The sequence below is a fragment of the Escherichia sp. 10290 genome (genome assembly GCF_030295155.1).
GTDB lineage: Bacteria > Pseudomonadota > Gammaproteobacteria > Enterobacterales > Enterobacteriaceae > Escherichia > Escherichia coli_F.
Genome location: NZ_AP025741.1, coordinates 417,380 through 440,881, shown reverse-complemented (window position 1 = coordinate 440,881; position 23,502 = coordinate 417,380). Strand labels below are relative to the sequence as shown.

Sequence of the window (23,502 nt, the reverse complement as noted above, 5' to 3'; positions counted from 1 at the left end):
AGAAAGTCAATTCAGGGTGGTGAATGTGAAACCAGTAACGCTATACGATGTCGCGGAGTATGCCGGTGTCTCTTATCAGACCGTTTCGCGCGTGGTGAATCAGGCCAGCCACGTTTCAGCGAAAACGCGGGAAAAAGTGGAAGCGGCGATGGCGGAGCTAAATTACATTCCCAACCGCGTAGCACAACAGTTAGCGGGCAAACAGTCGTTGCTGATTGGCGTTGCCACCTCCAGTCTGGCCCTGCACGCACCGTCGCAAATTGTCGCGGCGATTAAATCTCGCGCCGATCAACTGGGTGCCAGCGTGGTGGTGTCGATGGTAGAAAGAAGCGGTGTCGAAGCCTGTAAAGCGGCAGTACACAATCTTCTCGCGCAACGCGTAAGTGGTCTGATCATCAACTATCCGCTGGATGACCAGGATGCCATTGCTGTGGAGGCAGCCTGCGCTAATGTTCCGGCGCTATTTCTTGATGTCTCTGACCAGACTCCCATCAACAGTATTATTTTTTCCCATGAAGACGGTACGCGGCTGGGCGTAGAGCATTTGGTCGCATTGGGTCACCAGCAAATCGCGCTGTTAGCGGGCCCATTAAGTTCTGTCTCGGCGCGTCTGCGTCTGGCGGGCTGGCATAAATATCTTAAACACAATCAAATTCAACCGATAGCGGAACGGGAAGGCGACTGGAGCGCCATGTCCGGTTTTCATCAAACCATGCAGATGCTGAATGAGTGCATCATTCCTACCGCGATGCTGGTTGCCAACGATCAGATGGCGCTGGGTGCAATGCGCGCCATTACCGAGTTCGGGCTGCGCGTCGGCGCGGATATCTCGGTAGTGGGATACGACGATACCGAAGACAGCTCGTGTTATATCCCGCCATTAACGACCATCAAACAGGATTTTCGCCTGCTTGGGCAAACCAGCGTGGACCGCTTGCTGCAACTCTCTCAGGGGCAGGCAGTGAAGGGCAATCAGCTGTTGCCCGTCTCACTGGTGAAACGAAAAACCACCCTGCCACCCAATACGCAAACCGCTTCTCCCCAGGCGTTGGCTGATTCCTTAATGCAGCTGGCGCGACAAATTTCCCGACTGGAAAGCGAGCAGTGAGCGCAACGCAATTAATGTGAGTCAGCTCACTCATTAGGCACCCCAGGCTTTACACCTGATGTGTCCGACTCGTATGTTGTATGAAATTGTGAGCGGATAACAATTTCACACAGGATACAGCTATGACCATGATTACGGATTCACTGGCCGTCGTATTACAACGTCGTGACTGGGAAAACCCTGGCGTTACCCAACTCAACCGCCTTGCGGCGCATCCTCCTTTCGCCAGCTGGCGAAATAGTGAAGAGGCCCGCTATAATCGCCCTTCCCGGCAGTTACGCAGCCTGAATGGTGAGTGGCAATTTGCCTGGTTCCCGTCCCCAGAAGCGGTGCCGGAAAGTTGGCTGGAGCGCGATCTTCCTGACGCCGATACTGTCGTCGTCCCCTCAAACTGGCAGATGCTCGGTTACGATGCGCCTATCTACACCAATGTGACCTATCCCATTGCAGTCAATCCACCGTTTGTTCCCACGGAGAATCCGACAGGTTGTTACTCGCTCACATTTAATGTTGATGAAAGCTGGTTACAGGAAGGCCAGACGCGAATTATTTTTGATGGCATTAACTCGGCGTTTCATTTGTGGTGCAACGGGCGCTGGGTCGGTTACGGACAGGACAGCCGTTTGCCGTCTGAATTTGACCTCAGCGCATTTTTACGCGCCGGAGATAACCGCCTCGCGGTGATGGTGCTGCGCTGGAGTGACGGTAGCTATCTGGAAGATCAGGATATGTGGCGAATGAGCGGCATTTTCCGTGACGTCTCGTTGCTGCATAAACCGACCACACAAATCAGCGATTTCCATGTTGCCACTCACTTTAATGATGATTTCAGCCGCGCGGTACTGGAAGCAAACGTTCAGATGTGCGGTGAACTGCGCGATGCGCTGAGGGTGACGGTTTCTTTGTGGCTGGGTGAAACGCAGGTCGCCAGCGGTACGGCTCCTTTCGGCGGCGAAATTATCGATGAACGTGGTGGTTATGCCGATCGCGTCACGCTACGCCTGAACGTTCAAAACCCGGCGCTGTGGAGCGCCGAACTCCCGAATCTCTATCGTGCAGTTATTGAACTGCACACCGCCGACGGCACGCTGATTGAAGCAGAAGCCTGCGATGTCGGTTTCCGCGAGGTGCGGATTGAAAATGGTCTCCTGCTGCTGAACGGCAAGCCGTTGCTGATTCGCGGCGTTAACCGTCACGAGCATCATCCTCTGCATGGTCAGGTCATGGATGAGCAAACGATGGTGCAGGATATCCTGCTGATGAAGCAGAACAACTTTAACGCCGTGCGCTGTTCGCATTATCCGAACCACCCGCTGTGGTACACGCTGTGCGACCGCTACGGCCTGTATGTGGTGGATGAAGCCAATATTGAAACCCACGGCATGGTGCCAATGAATCGTCTGACCGATGATCCACGCTGGCTACCGGCCATGAGTGAACGCGTAACGCGGATGGTGCAGCGCGATCGAAATCACCCGAGCGTAATTATCTGGTCGCTGGGTAATGAATCGGGCCACGGTGCCAATCACGACGCACTCTATCGCTGGATTAAATCTGTCGATCCTTCCCGCCCGGTGCAGTATGAAGGCGGCGGAGCAGACACCACAGCCACCGATATTATTTGCCCGATGTACGCGCGCGTGGATGAAGACCAGCCCTTCCCGGCAGTGCCAAAATGGTCCATCAAAAAATGGCTTTCGCTGCCTGGAGAGACGCGCCCACTGATCCTTTGCGAATACGCCCACGCAATGGGTAACAGTCTTGGCGGCTTCGCGAAATACTGGCAGGCGTTTCGTCAGTACCCCCGTTTACAGGGTGGATTCGTCTGGGACTGGGTGGATCAGTCGCTGATTAAATATGATGAAAACGGCAACCCGTGGTCGGCTTACGGTGGTGACTTTGGCGATACGCCGAACGATCGCCAGTTCTGCATGAACGGTCTGGTCTTTGCCGACCGCACGCCACATCCGGCAATGACAGAAGCAAAACACCAACAGCAGTTTTTCCAGTTCCGTTTATCCGGGCGAACCATCGAAGTGACCAGCGAATACCTGTTTCGTTATAGCGATAACGAGCTCCTGCACTGGTCGGTGGCGCTGGATGGCAAGCCGCTGGCAAGCGGTGAAGTGCCTCTGACTGTCGCTCCACAAGGTAAACAGTTGATTGAACTGCCTGAACTGCCGCGGCCGGAGAGCGCCGGACAACTCTGGCTTACGGTACACGTAGTGCAACCGAACGCGACCGCCTGGTCAGAAGCCGGACACATCAGCGCCTGGCAACAATGGCGACTGGCGGAAAACCTCAGTGTGGCACTCCCCTCCACGTCCCACGCCATCCCGCAACTGGCCACCAGCGAAACGGATTTTTGTATCGAACTGGGTAATAAGCGTTGGCAATTTAACCGCCAGTCAGGCTTTCTTTCACAGATGTGGATTGGCGATGAAAAACAACTGCTGACGCCGCTGCGCGATCAGTTCACCCGTGCCCCGCTGGATAACGACATTGGCGTCAGTGAAGCGACCCGCATTGACCCGAATGCCTGGGTAGAACGCTGGAAGGCGGCGGGCCATTACCAGGCCGAAGCCGCGTTGTTGCAGTGCACGGCAGATACGCTTGCCGACGCGGTGCTGATTACCACTGTCCACGCCTGGCAGTATCAGGGGAAAACCTTATTTATCAGCCGGAAAACCTACCGTATCGATGGGCACGGTGAGATGGTCGTCAGTGTGGATGTTGAAGTAGCGAGCGACACACCGCATCCGGCGCGGATTGGCCTGACCTGCGAGCTCGCACATGTCGCAGAGCGGGTAAACTGGCTCGGATTAGGGCCGCAAGAAAACTATCCCGACCGTCTGACTGCGGCCTGTTTTGACCGCTGGGACTTGCCATTGTCAGACATGTATACCCCGTACGTCTTCCCGAGCGAAAACGGTCTGCGCTGCGGGACGCGCGAATTGAATTATGGACCACACCAGTGGCGCGGCGACTTCCAGTTCAACATCAGCCGCTACAGCCAACAACAACTGATGGAAACCAGCCATCGCCATCTGCTGCGCGCGGAAGAAGGCACATGGCTAAATATCGACGGTTTCCATATGGGAATTGGTGGCGACGACTCCTGGAGCCCGTCAGTGTCGGCGGAATTCCAGCTGAGCGCCGGTCGCTACCATTACCAGTTGGTCTGGTGTCAAAAATAATAATAACCGGGCAGGCCATGTCTGCCCGTATTTCGCGTAAGGAAATCCATTATGTACTATTTAAAAAACACAAACTTTTGGATGTTCGGTTTTTTCTTTTTCTTTTATTTTTTTATCATGGGAGCCTACTTCCCGTTTTTCCCCATTTGGCTACATGACATCAACCATATCAGCAAAAGTGATACGGGTATTATTTTTGCCGCTATTTCTCTGTTCTCGCTATTATTCCAACCGCTGTTTGGTCTGCTTTCTGACAAACTCGGGCTGCGCAAATACCTGCTGTGGATGATTACCGGCATGTTAGTAATGTTTGCGCCGTTCTTTATTTTTATCTTCGGGCCACTATTACAATACAACATTTTAGTAGGGTCGATTGTTGGTGGTATTTATCTTGGTTTCTGTTTTAACGCCGGTGCGCCAGCAGTAGAGGCATTTATCGAGAAAGTCAGCCGTCGCAGTAATTTCGAATTTGGTCGCGCGCGGATGTTTGGCTGTGTTGGCTGGGCGCTGTGTGCCTCGATTGTCGGCATCATGTTCACCATCAATAATCAGTTTGTTTTCTGGCTGGGCTCTGGCTGTGCACTCATCCTCGCCGTTTTACTCTTTTTCGCCAAAACGGATGCGCCCTCTTCTGCCACGGTTGCCAATGCGGTAGGTGCCAACCATTCGGCATTTAGCCTTAAGCTGGCGCTGGAACTGTTCAGACAGCCAAAACTGTGGTTTTTGTCACTGTATGTTATTGGCGTTTCCTGCACCTACGATGTTTTTGACCAACAGTTTGCTAATTTCTTTACTTCGTTCTTTGCTACCGGTGAACAGGGTACGCGGGTATTTGGCTACGTAACGACAATGGGCGAATTACTTAACGCCTCGATTATGTTCTTTGCGCCACTGATCATTAATCGCATCGGTGGGAAAAACGCCCTGCTGCTGGCTGGCACTATTATGTCTGTACGTATTATTGGCTCATCATTCGCCACCTCAGCGCTGGAAGTGGTTATTCTGAAAACGCTGCATATGTTTGAAGTACCGTTCCTGCTGGTGGGCTGCTTTAAATATATTACCAGCCAGTTTGAAGTGCGTTTTTCAGCGACGATTTATCTGGTCTGTTTCTGCTTCTTTAAGCAACTGGCGATGATTTTTATGTCTGTACTGGCGGGCAATATGTATGAAAGCATCGGTTTCCAGGGCGCTTATCTGGTGCTGGGTCTGGTGGCGCTGGGCTTCACCTTAATTTCCGTGTTCACGCTTAGCGGCCCCGGTCCGCTTTCTCTACTGCGTCGTCAGGTGAATGAAGTCGCTTAAGCAATCAATGTCGGATGCGGCGCGAGCGCCTTATCCGACCAACATATCAGGACGGAATGATCGCAATGAACATGCCAATGACAGAAAGAATAAAAGCAGGCAAGCTATTTACCGATATGTGCGAAGGCTTACCGGAAAAAAGACTTCGTGGGAAAACGTTAATGTATGAGTTTAATCACTCGCATCCATCAGAAGTTGAAAAAAGGGAAAGCCTGCTTAAAGAAATGTTTGCCACGGTAGGGGAAAACGCCTGGGTAGAACCACCCGTCTATTTCTCTTACGGTTCCAACATCCATATAGGCCGCAATTTTTACGCAAATTTCAATTTAACCATTGTCGATGACTACACGGTAACAATCGGTGATAACGTATTGATTGCACCCAATGTTACTCTTTCCGTTACGGGACACCCTGTACACCATGAATTAAGAAAAAACGGAGAGATGTACTCTTTTGCGATAACGATTGGTAATAACGTCTGGATCGGCAGCCATGTGGTCATTAATCCAGGCGTCACCATCGGGGATAATTCTGTTATTGGCGCGGGAAGTGTCGTCACAAAAGACATTCCACCAAACGTCGTAGCTGCAGGCATTCCTTGTCGGGTTATTCGCGAAATAAACGACCGGGATAAGCAATATTATTTCAAAGATTTTAAAGTTGAATCGCCAGTTTAAATAAGCAAAATTGCCTGATGCGCTCCGCTTATCAGGCCTATAAGTTCAGTGATCTACGTAGGCCGCATCCGGCGTAAACAAAGCGCAGGAACGAGCGTCGCATCATGCCTCTTTGACCCACAGCTGCGGAAAACGTGCTGGTGCAAAACGCAGGGTTATGATCATCAGCCCAACGACGCACAGCGCATGAAACGCCCAGTCCATCAGGTAATTGCCACTGATACTACGCAGCACACCAGAAAACCACGGAGCAAGCCCGGCAATGATAAAACCGATCCCCTGCATAAACGCCACCAGTTTGCCAGCAATAGCGGGTTGCGCAGAGTGATCGAGCGCCAGCAGCAAACAGAGCGGAAATGCGCCACCCAGACCTAACCCACACACCATTGCCCACAATACCGGCAATTGCAGCGGCAGCCAGATAAAGCCGCAGAAACCCACCAGTTGTAACGCCAGTGCCAGCATTAATAGTTTGCGCCGATCCTGATGGCGAGCCATAGCAGGCATCAGCAATGCCCCTGCGGCTTGACCAAGCGTCATCAACGCCAGCAAGGAACCGCTGTACTGCGTGCTGGCACCGATCTCAATATAGAAGGCGGGTAACCAGGCAATCAGACTGGCGTAACCGCCGTTAATCAGACCGAAGTAAATACCCAGCGTCCAGGCGCGGGGAGTGAAGACTACGCGAACCGGAGTGGTTGTTGTCTTGTGGGAAGAGACGACCTCGCGGCAGCTTTGCCACCACCAGGCAAAGAGCGCAATAATGGCAGGCAGCGCCCACCAGGCGAGAGTCTGGAACCAAATCTCGCTGTGTTGAACTAACCAGGGCGTCAGGGCGGCACCAAGTCCACCGCCGCCCATCAGAGCCGCAGACCACAGCCCCATCACCAGTGGCGTGCGCTGCTGAAACCGCCGTTTAATCACCGAAGGCATCACCGCCTGAATGATGCCGACCCCCACTCCACCGAGCAGTGCGCTGCTAAGCAGCAGCACACTTTGAGGGTAAAGCTCTCGCATCAATGCGCCGACGGCTATCAGCAACAAACTGATGGCGACGCTGCGACGTTCGCTGACATGCTGATGAAGCCAGCCTCCGACCAGCGCCAGCCCGCCCATGGTGACCACCGGCAGAGCCGTCAACAGGGCAGCCACGCTAAAGCTCATTCCGCTCGCCTGGCGCAATTGCGGTAGCAGTGGCCCGACGGAGGTGAGCAGTGGTCGCATATTAAGACCAATCAGCACCAGAACCAGCAGCATCGTGAACGTCTTTTGATGGTCGCGCATGGCTGTCAGAACGGTTTGGTCGGCAGATATTTACCATCTAAAGTGATGACCGCACGTTCGCCACCTTCCGGGTCCGCCACTTTCTTGACGTCGAGTTTGAAGTTAATCGCACTGATAATGCCATCGCCAAACTTCTCATGAACCAACGCTTTCAGGGTCGTACCGTACACCTGCAACATTTCATAGAAACGGTACATCGTTGGGTCGGTTGGAACACGGTCATCAATGCAGCCACGCAGTGGAATCATCTGCAACAGTAAAATGGCGTCTTCGTCGAGCTCCAGCTTCGCCCCGACCAGGCGGGCAGCGTCGGCAGGAAGCGCCTGCTGCCCCAGCAAAGCCGCGGTCACAAAGGCTTCTGCCAGACCGGTGCCGTCGGCAATCTCGGCAAATGAGAGATCTTTTTTAGCTTTGCTGAGCAAAATGGCATCGGCAAGATCAAGACGAATATTGCGGTTAATTTGCGACTGAATCATGGTGAATCTCCTGATGGTTTAAAAATAAGGTTACGCTGCGGTCGGCTGGCGTAGCGGTATGGCACAAACGCAAGGATTAGCTGCCAGTGGCACAAACTGGCGGGTTGCGCCGTCAAAGGCTGCGATACTGCCGCTTTCAATGTCGTAGACCCAGCCGTGCAGGGCGATCCACCCCTCTTCGAGCGCCAGGCGCACCGATGGATGAGTTTGCAAATTAGCCAACTGAGCAATGACGTTTTCACGTACCATCGCCGCAGCTTTTGACGCTAAATCGGAATGCGGGCGCGCCTCATTAACGACGCGGGCTGAATCGGCATAACGCAGCCAGTGGGAAACAGCAGGCATATGGTCCATGCACTGACAGCTGGCAATGGCGGTCATCGCGCCACAGTTGGAATGACCGCAAATCACAATGTCAGATACCCGAAGCGCAGCGACGGCATACTCCACCGAAGCAGAAACGCCACCAGGTTCCGGTCCGTAGGAAGGGACGATATTGCCTGCGTTGCGAATAACGAACAGATCGCCAGGTTCGCGTTGCGTCACCAGCTCAGGGACCAGACGGCTGTCGGAGCAGGAGATAAAAAGTGTGCGCGGGCTTTGCTGTGTCGCCAGCTGTTTAAACAAGGCTTCCCGCTTCGGAAATGCCTCGCGCTGGAATTTAAGGAATCCATCAATAATCTCTTTCACCGTTAACCTCTGTCTGTCTCTGGAATGAGAGGCAGACTACTCGCCGATTGCCATAAGGTAAAAGACTCATTTATGATGAGTTCTATTGGATTTGCTTATAGGTTGGCGAATGCTCTCTCGACATATCAATTACTTTCTTGCCGTGGCTGAACATGGCAGCTTCACCCGTGCCGCCAGTGCGTTGCATATCTCCCAACCTGCGCTTTCCCAGCAGATTCGCCAGTTAGAAGAGAGTTTGGGCGTACCGCTGTTTGACCGTAGCGGGCGAACGATTCGTCTCACCGATGCGGGAGAAGTCTGGCGACAGTACGCCAGCCGTGCGTTACAGGAACTGGGGGCGGGTAAACGGGCGATTCATGATGTTGCCGATTTGACGCGAGGATCGCTGCGCATCGCCGTCACCCCCACCTTCACGAGCTACTTTATCGGCCCTTTAATGGCGGATTTCTATGCGCGTTATCCCGGCATCACGCTCCAGCTACAGGAAATGTCACAGGAGAAAATCGAAGATCTGCTTTGCCGCGACGAGCTGGATGTTGGGATTGCCTTCGCGCCGGTGCATTCGCCGGAACTGGAGGCAATACCTTTACTGACAGAAAGTTTAGCGTTAGTCGTGGCGCAACATCATCCACTGGCAGACCATGAACAGGTGGCGTTGAGTCGCTTGCATGATGAAAAACTGGTACTGCTCAGCGCGGAATTTGCCACCAGAGAGCAAATTGACCACTACTGCGAGAAAGCGGGGCTACATCCACAGGTGGTGATAGAGGCGAACTCAATTAGCGCAGTTCTGGCGCTGATTCGCCGCACTTCCCTTTCCACATTGTTGCCAGCAGCGATTGCCACACAACATGACGGGCTTAAAGCTATATCCCTTGCCCCACCGTTACTGGAGAGAACGGCGGTTTTGTTGCGGCGGAAAAATAGCTGGCAGACAGCCGCCGCGAAGGCATTTTTGCAAATGGCGTTGGATAAATGCGCGGTTGTTGGCGGGAATGAATCGCGGTAGCCGCTGACACAGGTCAGCGGCTGGAATTGCCTGATGCGGACGCTTATCAGGCCTACGAGTTCAGTGCAAGGCGTTCACGCCGCATCCGACATAAACTACGCTCGCTGCAACCCAGCCGATTACCGTTTGTAATCGATGGCTTCTGGCTGCTCCAGATATACGGTGGTTTGTGCCGGTTGTGTGCTGGCAATCACCTTGCCGCCACGTACCGAATAACGTACCGGAACCTGACGGCGCAGCGCATCAAATCCATTTTCAGCCGGCAGGATAATCAGGTTGGCGCTGTTTCCGGCGGCAATGCCGTAATCCTGCAAATTCAACGTCCTGGCGCTGTGGTGGGTGATTAAATTCAGGCCATCGTTAATCTGCCCGTAGCCCATCAGCTGGCAAACATGCAGCCCCATATGCAGCACTTGCAGCATATTCGCCGTTCCCAGCGGATACCACGGATCGAAGACATCATCGTGACCAAAGCAGACGTTAATGCCGGACTCCAGCATCTCTTTAACGCGCGTAATACCGCGACGTTTTGGATACGTATCGAAACGCCCTTGTAGATGAATATTGACCAGCGGGTTGGCGACAAAGTTAATACCGGACATTTTCAGCAAACGGAACAGGCGCGAGGTATACGCCCCGTTATAGGAGTGCATTGCCGTGGTGTGGCTGGCGGTGACTCGCGCGCCCATGCCTTCACGGTGAGCCAGGGCGGCAACGGTTTCGACAAAGCGCGACTGTTCGTCATCGATCTCATCACAGTGAACATCAATGAGACGGTCGTATTTTTGCGCCAGGGCGAAGGTTTTATGCAGCGACTCCACGCCATATTCACGGGTAAATTCAAAATGCGGAATCGCCCCCACTACGTCAGCCCCTAAGCGTAACGCCTCTTCCAGCAACGCTTCACCGTTGGGATACGACAAAATCCCTTCCTGCGGGAAGGCGACGATTTGCAGATCAATCCACGGCGCGACTTCCTGCTTCACTTCCAGCATTGCTTTCAGCGCAGTCAGGGTTGCATCCGAAACATCGACATGGGTACGCACATGCTGAATGCCGTTGGCAATCTGCCATTTCAGCGTTTGCCAGGCGCGTTGTTTCACATCGTCATGGGTTAATAACGCTTTGCGCTCGGCCCAGCGTTCAATGCCTTCAAACAGCGTGCCAGACTGATTCCAGTTCGGTTGCCCGGCGGTTTGCGTGGTATCCAGGTGAATATGCGGCTCCACAAACGGCGGTAAAACTAAACCTTGCTCGGCATCCAGGCTGTTTTCTGTTACGGGCATCACGCCGGATTGCGCATCAATGGCGCTGATTTTTCCGTCCTGCAGATGAATCTGCCATAGCCCCTCTTTGCCGGGTAACCGGGCGTTAATAATTGTCTGTAAAGCGTTATTCGACACTGTTAGCCTCCACATGCGTCATTGCAGCTGTCGTTTTGCGATTCAAAATCGGGTTAAGGATCAGATAACTCAGCGCACCACCTAATACCGCGTTGACCGGAACAATGCCCGGTAACCAGTGGCCTGCGGCAATCCCCAGCGCGACCGCCAGAATCGCCACCCAATTGACACTCATCATACGCGTGGTCGCAAAGTGCTCATAGCGGCGACGGTTCATCAGATAGTCGGCGATGATCACGCCACCCACCGGAGGAATAGCAGCCGAAAGGAAGGTTAGCCAGCCGACAAAATTGTTATACAGCCATAGTGCGCAGACCGTGCCGATAATACCGTTGATTACTGAAAGAGTTTTGCTCGACATACCGGTAATATTGGCGAAACCTAAACCCGACGCATAGAGCGCGTTATCGTTGGTGGTCCAGATATTCAACCCCAGCACCACAATCGCGGGCAGCAGCAAGCCCTGAGCAATCATCACATCAGAGATATCCGCCATCCCCAGTGCCGCAGCGCCTGCCGCACCGAAAATAAACATCAACGAGTTGCCGAGGAAAAAGGCCACCATCGCCACCAGCACCGCCAGTTTGGCATTGCGACCAAAGCGGACAAAGTCAGCGGTGAGCGTACCCGCACTGATAAATGACCCCACAACCAGCGCCAGCGCGACATTGAAATCTAGCGGTTGTGCGGGAACGACCGCTTTTAAGGCGTCCAAACCGCCCATGCCGTTAACGGCCAGCCATACGGAATAACCGCCAAGGCAGGCAATCGCCGGAACCGCAATCACCGAAAGTACCGTCAGCGCCGAAATGCCAAAGAAGACGGTGACGGTCATCAGTAAACCGGAAACGGCAATCAGCAAATTAATATCCAGCCCGGTTGCCTTGCCCACCGGAATAGCAAACATCGCCACGCCAACACCAAACCAGCCGACCTGAGTGCCGCCCAGCAGCAGTGAAGGCAGCCATGAGCCTTTAACACCAAACGAGAAGCGAGCAAGAAGATGGGTGGTCAGGCCGGTTTTTGCGCCAATGTAACCAAGAAATGAAGTGTAAATACCGAGGAGAAGATTACCGATGAGGACTGCGAGGAAGAAATCATGATAGCTAAGACCGGTTCCGAGAGTGCCGCCGGTCCACATACTGGCGGAAAAGAAGGTTAATCCCAGCATGACGAACGTCAATGCCAATACCCCTTTCCGCGCCGACTGCGGGACTGGCCCCTGGCTAAAGTTGTTATCTTGCGACACGAAATTCCCCCTTTTTGCTGTTTGAAACCCAAAAAATCCGCCGCATTCTATTCATCTGAAGATAAAAAGCAATCGTTTTCGTGGAGGGGATATATTTTTTATATGGATGAATGCGGAAAAGTGGATAAAAACTTATTTGAGAAAAAATGGGTACACATGATAAGACACGCCTGCCTCGCATCAGGCATCTGCGCACAGTGTCGGATGCGGCGCGTGCGCCTTATCCGACCTACGGTTCAGGCCTGTAGGCATGATAAGACGCGTCAGCGTCGCATCAGGCATCTGCGCACGGTGTCGGATGCGCCACACGACACATCCGACAACGCCTTACTCTTCCATCGCCTGGCGGATCTGATCCAACGACGCAGGATCATCAATGGTCGTCAGATCTCCAGGATCGCGTCCTTCGCAAATCGCCTGGATCGTGCGGCGCAGCATTTTTCCGGATCGCGTTTTTGGCAATTGCGAGACAAACCAGACGTGCGCCGGGCGACCAAAGTTGCCAATCTGGCTGTCCACCAGCGCCATAATCGCCTTCTCTTGCGAGTGCGCCACCTCGCGATCTTCCAGGCTATCGCTCTCTTTCGGAATGACAAACGCCACCGCCACCTGCCCTTTCAGCGCATCTTTCACCCCAACCACCGCCACTTCAGCAACGCCCGGATGACTGGAGATACTCTCTTCAATCTCGCGTGTGCCAAGCCGATGCCCGGCAACATTAATTACATCGTCAGTACGCCCGAGAATAAAGTGATAACCGTCAGCATCGCGGATGCCCCAGTCAAAGGTGGCGTACACCGGACGGGAAAACAGCGACCAGTACGTCTTCACAAAGCGGTCGTCATCGCCCCAGATGGTTTGAATACACCCCGGCGGCAGCGGCCCTTCCACCACTACCATCCCTTTCTCGTTGACACCGCACGGTTCGCCGGTGACTTCATTGAGCAACTGCACGTTGTATCCATACATCGGCACGCCGGGGCTTCCCAGACGTGTCGGCCTGTCGTCCAGACCACGAGCAATCGCCATAATCGGCCAGCCGGATTCGGTCTGCCAGTAATTGTCGATGACCGGCACATCCAGCGTATTGCTCACCCAACTGGCAGTCGGCTCATCCAGCGGCTCCCCCGCCAGATAGAGCACTTCCAGCGACGAGAGATCGTGTTTGCGAATTTCAGCGGTAGGGAATTTTTTCAGCACGCGGATGGCGGTCGGCGCTGAGAACATCCGGCTAACCTGATATTTCTCGACGATTTTCCACCACACACCGCAGTCAGGATAAGTCGGCAATCCTTCGTAAACAATGGTCGCCATCCCCGCCAGCAGCGGCGCGTAGACGATATACGAATGCCCCACTACCCAGCCGATATCTGACGCACAGAAGAACACACCGCCCGCTTTGCCACCAAAAATGGTGTCCATTGAGGTCGCCAGCGCCACCGCATAACCGCCGACGTCACGCTGTACACCTTTTGGTTTGCCGGTCGTGCCGGAGGTGTAGAGAATGCAGGAGGTTTCGTTGGATTCCAGCCACGCCACCGGCACCCGCGCGCCGATGTGCTGATGGCGCAATGACGCGAAATCGACATCCCGTCCGGTAACGCGCGCCATTTTCGCCAGCCCGCGATCCACCAGCAAAACGTGGCGCGGCTGATGCTGCGCCTGACTTATCGCATCGTCGAGCAATTTTTTATAAGGAATGATTTTGCCACCGCGCGCTCCGGCATCTGCCGAGACAATCAGCACCGGTTTAGCGTCATCAATCCGCGCAGCCACGCTGTGCGAGGCAAATCCACCAAACACTACCGAGTGAATAGCGCCAATGCGCGCGCAGGCCAGCAGGGTAATATGCGCTTCGGCAATCATCGGCATATACACCAGCACCCGATCGCCACGCCGTACGCCCAGTGAGCGCAGCATTGACGCCACCGCGTTCACTTCGTCATGCAACTGGCGAAAGGTAAAAGTGCGCTCTTCTTCTGTTTCCGAAGAGACGGCAATTAATGCCAGCGCCTCTGGCTGTTTCTCCAGCCAGCGGTCGATGGCGTTGTGGCACAAATTGGTTCGGCCTTCACAAAACCAACGGGCAAACGGCGGATTGCTGTGATCGAGCGTTTGCGTAAAGGGCGTCTGCCAGTCAATACGCCGGGCCTGCTCGGCCCAGAATTGCTCCGGTTCGTTAATCGAACGCTGATAAAATTCGCTAAAAGACATAATGCTCTCCTGTTGAACTTACGCCTTACCGCCGTTTACTTAAATGACGTACAGATCGAGATACTCATTGACCGGCATCTGTTCCAGGCGAGCTCTGTCGAGAGAAACGTCCAGAATGCGCTGCTGCTGTCGAGTCGGGAACTGGCGCGCGAGGTTGATTTTGAATTTATCGACCAGTTTTGGAATACCGTCCTGACGGCGGCGAGCATGACCAATTGGGTACTCCACCACCACTTCTTCAAAGCGCGTGCCGTCGGTGAACTCAAGGGTAATGGCATTGGCGATGGCGCGTTTTTCCGGGTCGTGGTAGTCAGCGGTAAATGCCGGATCTTCAAAGCAATTGATCTTCTCGCGCAGGGTGTCGATGCGTTTATCTTGCGCAAGGTTGTCTTCGTAATCTGCCGCCGTTAAGCGCCCGAATAGCAGCGGGATCGCCACCATGTACTGAATGCAGTGGTCGCGGTCTGCCGGGTTATTGAGCGGCCCTTTTTTGTCGATGATGCGAATACAGGCTTCGTGGGTGCGAATGGTCACTTTTTCGATATCTGCCGCCGTTTTGCCTGCTGCCTGCATCTGTTCATAGAGCGTCATCGCCGCTTCAACTGCCGTCTGGGAGTGGAACTCCGCCGGGAAGGAGATTTTGAACAGCACATTTTCCATGACGTAGGAACCGTACGGACGCTGGAAGCGGAACGATTCACCTTTAAAGGAGACGTCGTAGAAGCCCCATACCGGCGCAGTCAGAGCTGACGGGTAACCCATTTCGCCCGTTTTCGCCATCAGCGCCAGACGTACCGCGCGGGACGTGGCATCGCCCGCCGCCCAGGATTTACGCGTGCCGGTGTTCGGTGCATGACGATAGGTGCGCAGCGACTGTCCGTCTACCCATGCCAGCGAAACGGCGTTGAGGATTTCATCACGGGTCAGGCCAAGCATTTCGGCGACCACGGCGGTGGAAGCCACTTTCACTAACAGAACGTGGTCAAGGCCGACGCGATTAAAGGAGTTTTCCAGCGCGATGCAGCCCTGAATTTCATGGGCTTTAATCATTGCGGTCAGCACCTGTTTCATGGTCAACGGCGCTTTGCCGCTGGCGACCGCGTTGCGTGAAAGCCAGTCTGCCGTTGCCAGAATACCGCCGAGGTTGTCGGAAGGATGGCCCCACTCCGCCGCCAGCCAGGTATCGTTGAAATCGAGCCAGCGGATCATCGCGCCAATGTTAAATGCCGCCTGGACGGGGTCGAGCTGGAACTGAGTTCCGGGGACGCGTACGCCGTTAGGTACAACGGTGCCGGGGACAATTGGCCCCAACAGTTTTTTACAGGCCGGGTATTCGAGAGCTTCCAGACCGCAGCCGAGGGTGTCGAGCAGGCAGTAATGGGCGGTGTCATAGGCCACTCTGGAGCTGATTTCGTAGTTCATGACGTAATCGACAATATCAATAATTTCGCGGTCGAATTCCGGGCGGATGTTGTTGATTTGAGCTGACATTGGGTACGTTTCCTTCTTGTTATTCGTAGAGGTTTACTGGCGCTTATCCAGCGCGACAAACTGGCGGTCTTCAGGGCCAACATAATTGGCGGAAGGACGGATAATTTTGTTGTCCTGACGTTGTTCGATAATGTGCGCCGCCCAGCCGGTGACGCGGGCGATAACAAACAGTGGCGTGAACATCTCGGTGGGAACGCCCATCATGTTGTAGGAAACAGCGGAGAACCAGTCGAGATTGGGGAACATTTTTTTGCTCTCCCACATTACCGTTTCCAGGCGATCGGCGATGTTGTACATCTTCAGCGAGCCGCCTTCCTGCGAGAGCTGCTTCGCCACTCGTTTAATCACCTGATGACGCGGGTCGGCGATGGTATAAACCGGATGCCCAAAACCAATCACCACTTCTTTGTTTTCAACCCGCTTGCGGATATCAGCTTCGGCTTCGTCCGGCGTTTCATAGCGTTGCTGGATCTCCAGCGACACTTCATTCGCCCCGCCGTGTTTCGGCCCGCGCAGTGCGCCAATCGCGCCGATAATGGCTGAATACATGTCAGAGCCGGTGCCCGCAATCACCCGGCTGGTAAAGGTGGAGGCGTTAAACTCGTGTTCGGCGTACAGCACCAGCGAAATATGCATCGCCTTTTCCCAGCTTTGCGACGGCTTTTCGCCGTGCAGCAAATGCAGGAAGTGACCGCCGATGGAGTCGTCATCGGTTTCCGGCTGGATGCGTTCGCCGTTGTGGCTGTAGTGATACCAGTAGAGAAGAATCGAGCTAAGCGACGCTAATAATTTGTCGGCAATATCCCGCGCGCCGGAAACGGTATGCCCCTCTTTTTCTGGCAGCGTGCAGCCGAGCGCGGAAACCCCGGTGCGCATAACATCCATCGGGTGCGACGCCGCTGGTAAGGCTTCCAGCACGGTACGCACGTTAGCCGGTAAACCGCGCAGGGCTTTCAGTTTTGTTTTGTAAGCGGCGAGTTCGTCACGGGTCGGCAGTTTGCCATGGATCAGCAGATGCGCCACTTCTTCAAATTCGCAATGTTCCGCCAGATCAAGAATATCGTAGCCGCGGTAATGCAGGTCATTGCCGCTTTTACCCACCGTACACAGCGCCGTATTGCCCGCCGGAACGCCAGAAAGTGCCACAGATTTTTTCGGTTTAATGACATGGGTACTGTTTTGCAGGATCGTGTAACTTCGCGATTTTTTCTGGGCTAATTGACGTATAATTCTGGGCGGAAAGCGCGCCCAAAAAGCCCGGAATTGACCGCTAATTATCGCTAATCACCATTTCCCTGATTGAACGCAAATCATCCAGATTATTCAGTTGTTCCTTCATCTCGCGCTGGCGTTCGTGGATTTTAAAGCCCTCCGTCACCATGGCCGCCATCATGGCATCGTTCAGCGCAATAAGTTTCTCCCTGGTCAGTACTACGTTGTTATTATCCGCATCAGTCCAGAAAAAACCCTCCGGAAGCAGTCCGGCCTGTGCTGTTGCAACCACGGGGGCAAGGCGTGACTGCGAGGTTTTTCCACCATCAAAACGACGGCCATCAAACGTGAAAATAAACTCAACGTTTTCCTGACTGTCGCGCCATGCCTCAATTTCCCGCTTTTTGGCATCCTTTGCCGCTGCAATAAGTTCCGGCGTGACGGTGAACGGGGCGATTTCGCCCCATTTCCCGCTTTGCAGCTCCTGCCAGATGTGCTGGCCTGTCGGGGCCATATCATCCTGTATGGCAGTATACAGGGCGAACTCCGTTTCACCTTCAAATAACACCTCGCAGTCAACCGCACCATTTTCAAGATAATGTGCGTTTCTGATACCTTTCACCGCTCTGATTTTCATGCCTGATTTCCTCATTACTCAATGCGTACAAAAAGACCGATAAAGCCACGCTGAGTACCATAATTGTTACCCAGGCCCGAAAGCGCCGTGTAACGACCGGGGAAGTTGTATTCACCGGCACCGCCAATCACAACCTGCGGTGAGGATGCGTATGTCCCTGTATCACTAACCTGTGCACTCATGGCCAGAGGACCAAGACGGGAACCCGGCACAGTATCACCGAGTCCCAGAGAAGCATTTTCACCAAAACTTTCTCCCTGATATACCGCCATAATCGGCACACCGACGGCCGGGTATTGGTAATATGAGAACGGACCATTACCGGCGGTTGAGGACATCAGATATGCCAGGGAGTTGCCGTCATACACAATAAGGCTTGATGTTGCATTCCAGCTGTTACCACTGTAGCGATAACGCATACAATGTATGCTGTGCTCATCCTCGTAATACTGGTTGTAGTACAGCAGCGTTTTGAATTTACGCGCCGTGTCTGATTCGTCGTTATCAGACGGTGACCACATCACATCAATGATACCGTTAAATTTCGTGGTCCCCTTCAGCAGCGTGGAGGAGTCCGCAATACTGACCGCATAACGCCCCGGGGTGACTGTCTGCAGCCATATAACGAAATCAGCCTGTCCGTTAAATGACAGAGCTTCGGCGCTGGTGAATGCCTGTCCAAACCCATACATCCCGGACAGGGCCAGCCTGCCCGGTGTGCGGTCACGGATATCACTCTGGGGTTCCATCGTCGCAGCCGCGTTCAGCTCAAGCTCCGTGCGCATGGCTTCAGCCGTGTCATGCGCCAGTAATGCGCGGGCCTTCTCTGACAGCGGAGACAGTGAGGCATTCCCGTCCGTATTGAAGTACAGAAGATTATCTGCCCGTTGCGTCAGTGCGCTGATTGCCGTTAAGACGTCATTAAGCGGTTGTTTGCCTGCCAGCGCGTTTGTGATTGTCGTCGCAAAGTTCGGGTCATTGCCCAGCGCCGCTGCCAGCTCGTTCAGGGTGTCCAGAACTTCCGGCGATGAGCCAACCAGCGCAGCAAGCAGTTTGCGCACAAACGCTGCGTTCGCTGCTTCCAGACCGGCGGCATCATCCGGTGGGGTTGGTGTGGTTGGCGTGCCGGTGAACGCCGGGCTGTCCAGTGGCGCTTTTGTTTTCGTCTCGTCCATGACGGCTTTGACGGCTTTTGGTGTGGCTGCCAGTTCTTCGCTGTCGTTGTCTGTATCACTACAGAGTTGCACCAGACCTTTTTCTGTCGTGGAAGCATTACTTCCCTTCAGGTCATCAACTATCCGTTGCGCCTCGTCCCTGTGCTGTTTCGCGCTCTGCTCGCTTTTTGCTGCCGCTTCGGCGCTGGCTTTTGCCTCGCCGGTCAGCGTTGCGGCTTCACCGAGTTTATCAACCGCTTTCTGGACTATCCTGTCGGCATCCTTTACGGCCTGCTCTGCGCGGGCCGCATCCTGTGTGGCAGATGATGCCAGCTGTGCCACCTGCTTTTTATCTTCGGTAACGGATTCTGCATTCTGCTGTACGTTATCCGCCAGTGTCTGGCAATCCCCCTTAATCTTCTGCGCATCAGCGACATGTTGCCCTGCCTGCTGCTCGCTTTTCGCTGCGGCTTCGGCGCTCTGCTGCGCCTGTGCCACCATTTCCTCAAAGCGTTTAACGACATCCGGCTTCAGGTCGCCTTCATCGAGGGCGGTCAGAAAGTCGTTCAGCGTGCCGGGCTTTGAGTCGTCGTAAACCGAAATATCACCCACGCAGCACTTAGGGCCGTTCTTTTGCTTGATGTGAACGGTGTATTTGCCTTTTTGCGCTTCAAAGGCATACTGTCCCGCCGCATCGGTTTCAATAACCGCGAATGATTCAGTGACCACTTCACTGGTATTAACCAGTGCATCTAAATAAATTTTGCATTCCGCCATCGGAACGCCGGCACCATTAATAAGCACACCTGAGATTAATACAGACATAAAACCTCTGAATGATAAAAAGCCGCCTGCGGCGGCTGTCTGATTTATTCAAAGTCTGACCAGTCGATATCTGGTGCATTTTCCGGTTGAATACGATTTAACTTTATTCGTAATTTTCTGAGGGCTGTCAGTTGCTCCTGTTCCTCTGGTGTTGCTTCACCAAAATCAACAGCATCCTGTAAGATTGCGATTTGTTCTCCAGTCTGTTTCAGCAGGCTGGCTTTCTTTTCTGCCGCCTGATTAATCAGCGCATCACGCTTCGCCTCTTCATCCGTCATCCACTGACTGCCATCCCAGCGCTGGTATTCTCCGTCTGGTGCAATAAATGTGACATTTTCAGGAAGTTCCCCCAGTTCAGATATCGGGACTGCATTTCCGGTTTCTGTTGAATAAACCGTTTCCCCCCGATGGTCTTCAACCAGACGCCATGAATTGTCAGCAGTATCAAACATTGCTGTAAAACCTTCGGGGATTTCCGGCGGTACAATATCCGTACAGTTTGCGGGTAATCCGGTATGAGGCGGTATATAAGCGTCACCACTGCCGATAAATTCTTTTGTATCTTCAAGAAAATTAAATACACGAATGGTCTGTGCTTTATCACTCATTTTAAAAGTCATTATGCAAGCCTCACAATATAATTAAATGCGATGTTCTTGACGGTATTTTCTGCGTTACCGGAAGCGTTAACAGTAATGGTGTGACCGTGTGAACCAATGGCGACGGCATGATTATGAGGGCCGATATATACGCCATGCGCATGGTTTCCTGCCTGCCCCGTGTAAAGGTTTCTTACACCGCTATTCATGTTTACCGTTGAGCCACCACCGGCACTGACAGATACCTGCTGACCGACATCATGATTATGCAGTCCACCCGCATCTGTCGATTTTGAACCATAATCAAACGAACTGGTTATTTTCGTTCCCAAATCGGTATTTGACGCACTGGCACTGTGGGCGTGTGATTTAATGCCGTCCTGCTCCTGAGACAATACAGCACGACCACTGGCAGGCTTACCCTTGATTGTCCAGCCGCGCATATCAGGAATAATCCCGGACGGATAGGCAACCGCAAGTTTAGGGTAAGAGCCTTTATCAAAACTTTGCCCCTGCATTAAGGCATAACCGGATGGCACTGAATCAGATGGCCACGGGATTGGTGTTCCAACCGGCAAAGCTGTACCCTGTAAATCAGTGATTTTTTCTGCTAACGACTTTATTGCCTTTGGGGTGGCAGCCAGTTCTTCTGAATCACTGTTTATTGCGCTGCTGAGCTGAACGACACCCTTATTCGTTAATGATGCATCAGGAACTTTTTTCCCGACATATAAGGCCAGCGCCTCAAACAGTTGATTCTGTTTTTTCGGGTCCGGGGTTACGCCAACCCCTTTAAGAACGTTAATCACCTCCTGCTGCAAATCGCGCGTTGCTGCCTGATGATTATTCATATATTCGGCGTAAACGATGGTTCCCTCAATTCCCTGAGTGGGGTCACCATCATGAAATAGCTTATCCGGCGTATTCACCGGAGGCATTAAATTCTGCATTATTCCTTCACCTCATATGTGAAATAACAGTCTGTAAAAGCCGGTTTAAGGTCTTTAAACGTGTTTTCTAAAATGGATTCACCAAAGGCCGTCAGCGGTTCGCCGGTTGCCGACGCCCCCGTTCTGAAACGGTAGACCGGTGTTTTTGTCCCGATAACATTGACCTGCCACACCCAGCGGATTTCCGGTATCAGCAGACGGTCGCCGCAGCGGTTTATCCCCACCCGGAACGCTCGCGGCTCCGTAATGGTGATGGTGTAGCCCAGGCTGGCGGCAAGGCTCTTAAAGTAAGGGATTGACAGCCCACCTGTGGCGGCCATCCTGACCAGGATGTTCTGCCGCCGCTCCTGTTGTGTTGCTCCTTCACGGGGGACAATGCCGTACACGCGCTCCCAGTCGGACAGCGTCATCGATGCCTGCAATGGGGTGATTTGTGCCAGAACGCTTGCCGCTGATGCCTTCACGGCCTCCATGACGTCAGCCTCGGCGGTCAGCTCCGCGGAAATATATTTCCCGTTCTGGTCATAACTGACAGGCGGCAGCATGGCGCGAAATAAATCGACCATATTCATGAATCACCCCTCACGCGGAAAAGGCTGAATATCAATATTTCCCGGGCGCAGCCATTCCCACGTTGACGCGTTAATAATGGCTTTTACATTGTCTGCTGGCGTAATGATTCGCCGGTCACTGACACCGGAAATTAATGAAATCTGGGTTTCCAGTTGTGAAATAATTAATTCCTGCCCCGGCTCCAGTCGGTTCATAAAATCCGTGATAACGTCAGTTATCTGCGGTTTTATCTGCTCAACGGTCAGGCCGCTGGTTTTTACCCGAACAACGAAATCAACGGCTTTTTTCGTCGGGGCCAGTACCATTGTGTCCTTCGCTGTGACCGGGCGGACTTCCTCAATATGCGCCAGCACGGCATTAATCAGTTCCTGCGAAGGGAGGTCATTGGCTGACGTAATGGCCACATCAACCGTCCCCAGCCCACGACGTAACGGCTCCACATACGCAGACGTAACGCCATCCACTTCCAGCGCCCAGCGTTTGTAATCATATTTGTTACCGCCAGCGGGCGGCCTGCGCAGAATATCCAGATAACGCGCCAGCAGGTCGGCGTCGCTTTCCCTGTCCGTTCCGCCGGTCAGGGATTTAATCGTCACCGTGCTGTTGATGCCTTCCGGCGGGCTGACCAGCGTTGCCGTCTGCGTCGTGGATGCATTCGTCTGTGCACCCGTGGTGGTGCTTTTTACCGCCACCTCTGCGCTGCCTTCATCACCGATGGTGCAGTCTGCTGTGGTGGCCACGCTGACACCTTCACCGCGAATTTCCGCACCGGCTGGCAGCGTCTTACCGGGTGTGCCGGTAATCACCACCGGACCGGATGAGGCCGTTGCTTTTTTACGAAAAACATTGCGCGTGCGGCAGTGCAGCTCCAGATATTCAGGGTCTGCCGTGTCAGGAAACACCTGACGGAGGATCCATCCCTGATGCATATAAAGCCCGTCAGCCACGCCGGATACGGCATTTGCACGAATGCGGTAGTCGCTGTCAGCGCCGGTGTCGATGGTTTCTCCCGGCAGGGCGTTAGCGATATCACGTAGCTGGCGTTCTGTGTTTTCAGCAACGCCCGGAACAGGAAACGGCATTACATAATCCTCACAGGGTGTTCAAACGTCTGCGGTGTGCCCGCGTTATCCGTGACGGTGATTAGCAGCAACAGCCAGCCGCGCTGACCCGCTTTCGTGTCAACGGTAATGGATTTTGCCCGCCCGTCATCAAGCAGGGGCTGAAGTGCCTGGCTGGCATACTGCGCCGCCAGCCTGTGAACACGGGAAACGTCTTTTTCCCGCTTCAGTTCGTGCAGGCGTGACCCCAGCGACGCATCCGCCCAGTAACTGCCAAGCGGTGTCGCCAGTCGCAGATAAACCGCGTTATGGAGTGTATAAATCCGGCGGCGTTCGTAGTCGCCGGTTGCAGGTGAAATCGTCTGGTCCATGCCGCCAGTCTGGCAGC

Annotated in this window: 19 protein-coding genes and 2 pseudogenes; 5 read left to right on the top strand and 16 right to left on the bottom strand. The window is 53.7% G+C overall.

Annotated features, from left to right (window positions below):
• Positions 1 to 25: 25 nt before the first annotated feature.
• The 4 genes from lacI to lacA all read left to right on the top strand — a co-directional run bounded on the left by lacI (position 26) and on the right by lacA (position 6,287).
• Positions 26 to 1,108 carry a DNA-binding transcriptional repressor LacI gene (lacI, locus tag QUE74_RS02120; RefSeq protein ID WP_000805872.1) on the top strand — a complete coding sequence of 361 codons (1,083 nt, stop codon included), beginning with the start codon at positions 26 to 28 and terminating at the stop codon, positions 1,106 to 1,108.
• Between the two features lie 122 nt (positions 1,109 to 1,230).
• Positions 1,231 to 4,305, top strand: a complete 3,075-nt coding sequence (gene lacZ / locus QUE74_RS02115) for a beta-galactosidase (RefSeq protein WP_000177964.1) — start codon at positions 1,231 to 1,233, stop codon at positions 4,303 to 4,305.
• 51 nt (positions 4,306 to 4,356) lie between these two features.
• Entirely contained in the window at positions 4,357 to 5,610 is a 1,254-nt protein-coding gene (gene lacY / locus QUE74_RS02110; RefSeq protein ID WP_000291532.1) for a lactose permease, read from the top strand.
• Between the two features lie 65 nt (positions 5,611 to 5,675).
• Positions 5,676 to 6,287 carry a galactoside O-acetyltransferase gene (gene lacA / locus QUE74_RS02105; protein ID WP_001355158.1) on the top strand — a complete coding sequence of 204 codons (612 nt, stop codon included), beginning with the start codon at positions 5,676 to 5,678 and terminating at the stop codon, positions 6,285 to 6,287.
• Positions 6,288 to 6,389: 102 nt separating this feature from the next.
• Here the strand turns inward: lacA and cynX are convergent, their stop codons facing one another.
• The 3 genes from cynX to cynT are packed head-to-tail and all read right to left on the bottom strand — an operon-like array spanning position 6,390 to position 8,737.
• A complete protein-coding gene (cynX, locus tag QUE74_RS02100; protein ID WP_032194001.1) occupies positions 6,390 to 7,571 on the bottom strand; it encodes a cyanate transporter CynX in 1,182 nt (393 codons plus the stop codon).
• A 5-nt stretch (positions 7,572 to 7,576) separates the two neighbouring features.
• Complete coding sequence (gene cynS, locus QUE74_RS02095) at positions 7,577 to 8,047, bottom strand: cyanase (RefSeq protein WP_000616244.1); 471 nt, start codon at positions 8,045 to 8,047, stop codon at positions 7,577 to 7,579.
• A 30-nt stretch (positions 8,048 to 8,077) separates the two neighbouring features.
• Entirely contained in the window at positions 8,078 to 8,737 is a 660-nt protein-coding gene (gene cynT / locus QUE74_RS02090) for a carbonic anhydrase CynT (protein ID WP_000658646.1), read from the bottom strand.
• 109 nt (positions 8,738 to 8,846) lie between these two features.
• Between cynT and cynR the strand changes: the two genes are divergently transcribed.
• Complete coding sequence (cynR, locus tag QUE74_RS02085; RefSeq protein WP_000952468.1) at positions 8,847 to 9,746, top strand: transcriptional regulator CynR; 900 nt, start codon at positions 8,847 to 8,849, stop codon at positions 9,744 to 9,746.
• Positions 9,747 to 9,865: 119 nt separating this feature from the next.
• Here cynR and codA read toward each other — a convergent pair whose 3' ends face one another.
• From codA to QUE74_RS02025, 13 genes and pseudogenes are all read right to left on the bottom strand, one after another.
• Positions 9,866 to 11,149, bottom strand: coding sequence for a cytosine/isoguanine deaminase (gene codA, locus QUE74_RS02080; protein WP_001355157.1), 1,284 nt, complete (start codon positions 11,147 to 11,149; stop codon positions 9,866 to 9,868).
• Positions 11,139 to 12,398 carry a cytosine permease gene (gene codB, locus QUE74_RS02075; protein WP_000076233.1) on the bottom strand — a complete coding sequence of 420 codons (1,260 nt, stop codon included), beginning with the start codon at positions 12,396 to 12,398 and terminating at the stop codon, positions 11,139 to 11,141. Before codB ends, codA begins: the two co-directional genes overlap by 11 nt.
• Before the next feature lie 327 nt (positions 12,399 to 12,725).
• Positions 12,726 to 14,612, bottom strand: a complete 1,887-nt coding sequence (prpE, locus tag QUE74_RS02070) for a propionate--CoA ligase (RefSeq protein ID WP_000010306.1) — start codon at positions 14,610 to 14,612, stop codon at positions 12,726 to 12,728.
• Positions 14,613 to 14,651: 39 nt separating this feature from the next.
• Positions 14,652 to 16,103 (bottom strand): 2-methylcitrate dehydratase, encoded by a 1,452-nt coding sequence (gene prpD, locus QUE74_RS02065; RefSeq protein WP_001275843.1) that lies wholly within the window; start codon positions 16,101 to 16,103, stop codon positions 14,652 to 14,654.
• 33 nt (positions 16,104 to 16,136) lie between these two features.
• Positions 16,137 to 17,330 carry a bifunctional 2-methylcitrate synthase/citrate synthase gene (prpC, locus tag QUE74_RS02060; RefSeq protein ID WP_286332205.1) on the bottom strand — a complete coding sequence of 398 codons (1,194 nt, stop codon included), beginning with the start codon at positions 17,328 to 17,330 and terminating at the stop codon, positions 16,137 to 16,139.
• Between the two features lie 43 nt (positions 17,331 to 17,373).
• Entirely contained in the window at positions 17,374 to 17,952 is a 579-nt protein-coding gene (locus tag QUE74_RS02055; RefSeq protein ID WP_000701861.1) for a DUF4376 domain-containing protein, read from the bottom strand.
• Positions 17,953 to 17,966: 14 nt separating this feature from the next.
• Entirely contained in the window at positions 17,967 to 19,931 is a 1,965-nt protein-coding gene (locus tag QUE74_RS02050; RefSeq protein ID WP_286331895.1) for a prophage tail fiber N-terminal domain-containing protein, read from the bottom strand.
• A 44-nt stretch (positions 19,932 to 19,975) separates the two neighbouring features.
• On the bottom strand, positions 19,976 to 20,551 hold the full coding sequence (locus tag QUE74_RS02045; protein ID WP_286331894.1) for a tail fiber assembly protein: 576 nt from the start codon (positions 20,549 to 20,551) through the stop codon (positions 19,976 to 19,978).
• Positions 20,551 to 21,105 (bottom strand): annotated as a pseudogene (locus QUE74_RS29535) (phage tail protein); the annotation flags it as partial. The pseudogene QUE74_RS29535 and the gene QUE74_RS02045, both read right to left, overlap by 1 nt.
• Before the next feature lie 48 nt (positions 21,106 to 21,153).
• Positions 21,154 to 21,381 (bottom strand): annotated as a pseudogene (locus tag QUE74_RS29530) (phage tail protein); the annotation flags it as partial.
• A gap of 98 nt (positions 21,382 to 21,479) precedes the next feature.
• Positions 21,480 to 22,052: a YmfQ family protein gene (locus tag QUE74_RS02035; protein ID WP_286331892.1), complete on the bottom strand. Its 573-nt coding sequence runs from the start codon at positions 22,050 to 22,052 to the stop codon at positions 21,480 to 21,482.
• 3 nt (positions 22,053 to 22,055) lie between these two features.
• Positions 22,056 to 23,135 (bottom strand): baseplate J/gp47 family protein, encoded by a 1,080-nt coding sequence (locus QUE74_RS02030; RefSeq protein WP_129049175.1) that lies wholly within the window; start codon positions 23,133 to 23,135, stop codon positions 22,056 to 22,058.
• Positions 23,135 to 23,485, bottom strand: a complete 351-nt coding sequence (locus tag QUE74_RS02025) for a phage GP46 family protein (protein WP_000372931.1) — start codon at positions 23,483 to 23,485, stop codon at positions 23,135 to 23,137. Before QUE74_RS02025 ends, QUE74_RS02030 begins: the two co-directional genes overlap by 1 nt.
• Positions 23,486 to 23,502 lie beyond the last annotated feature (17 nt).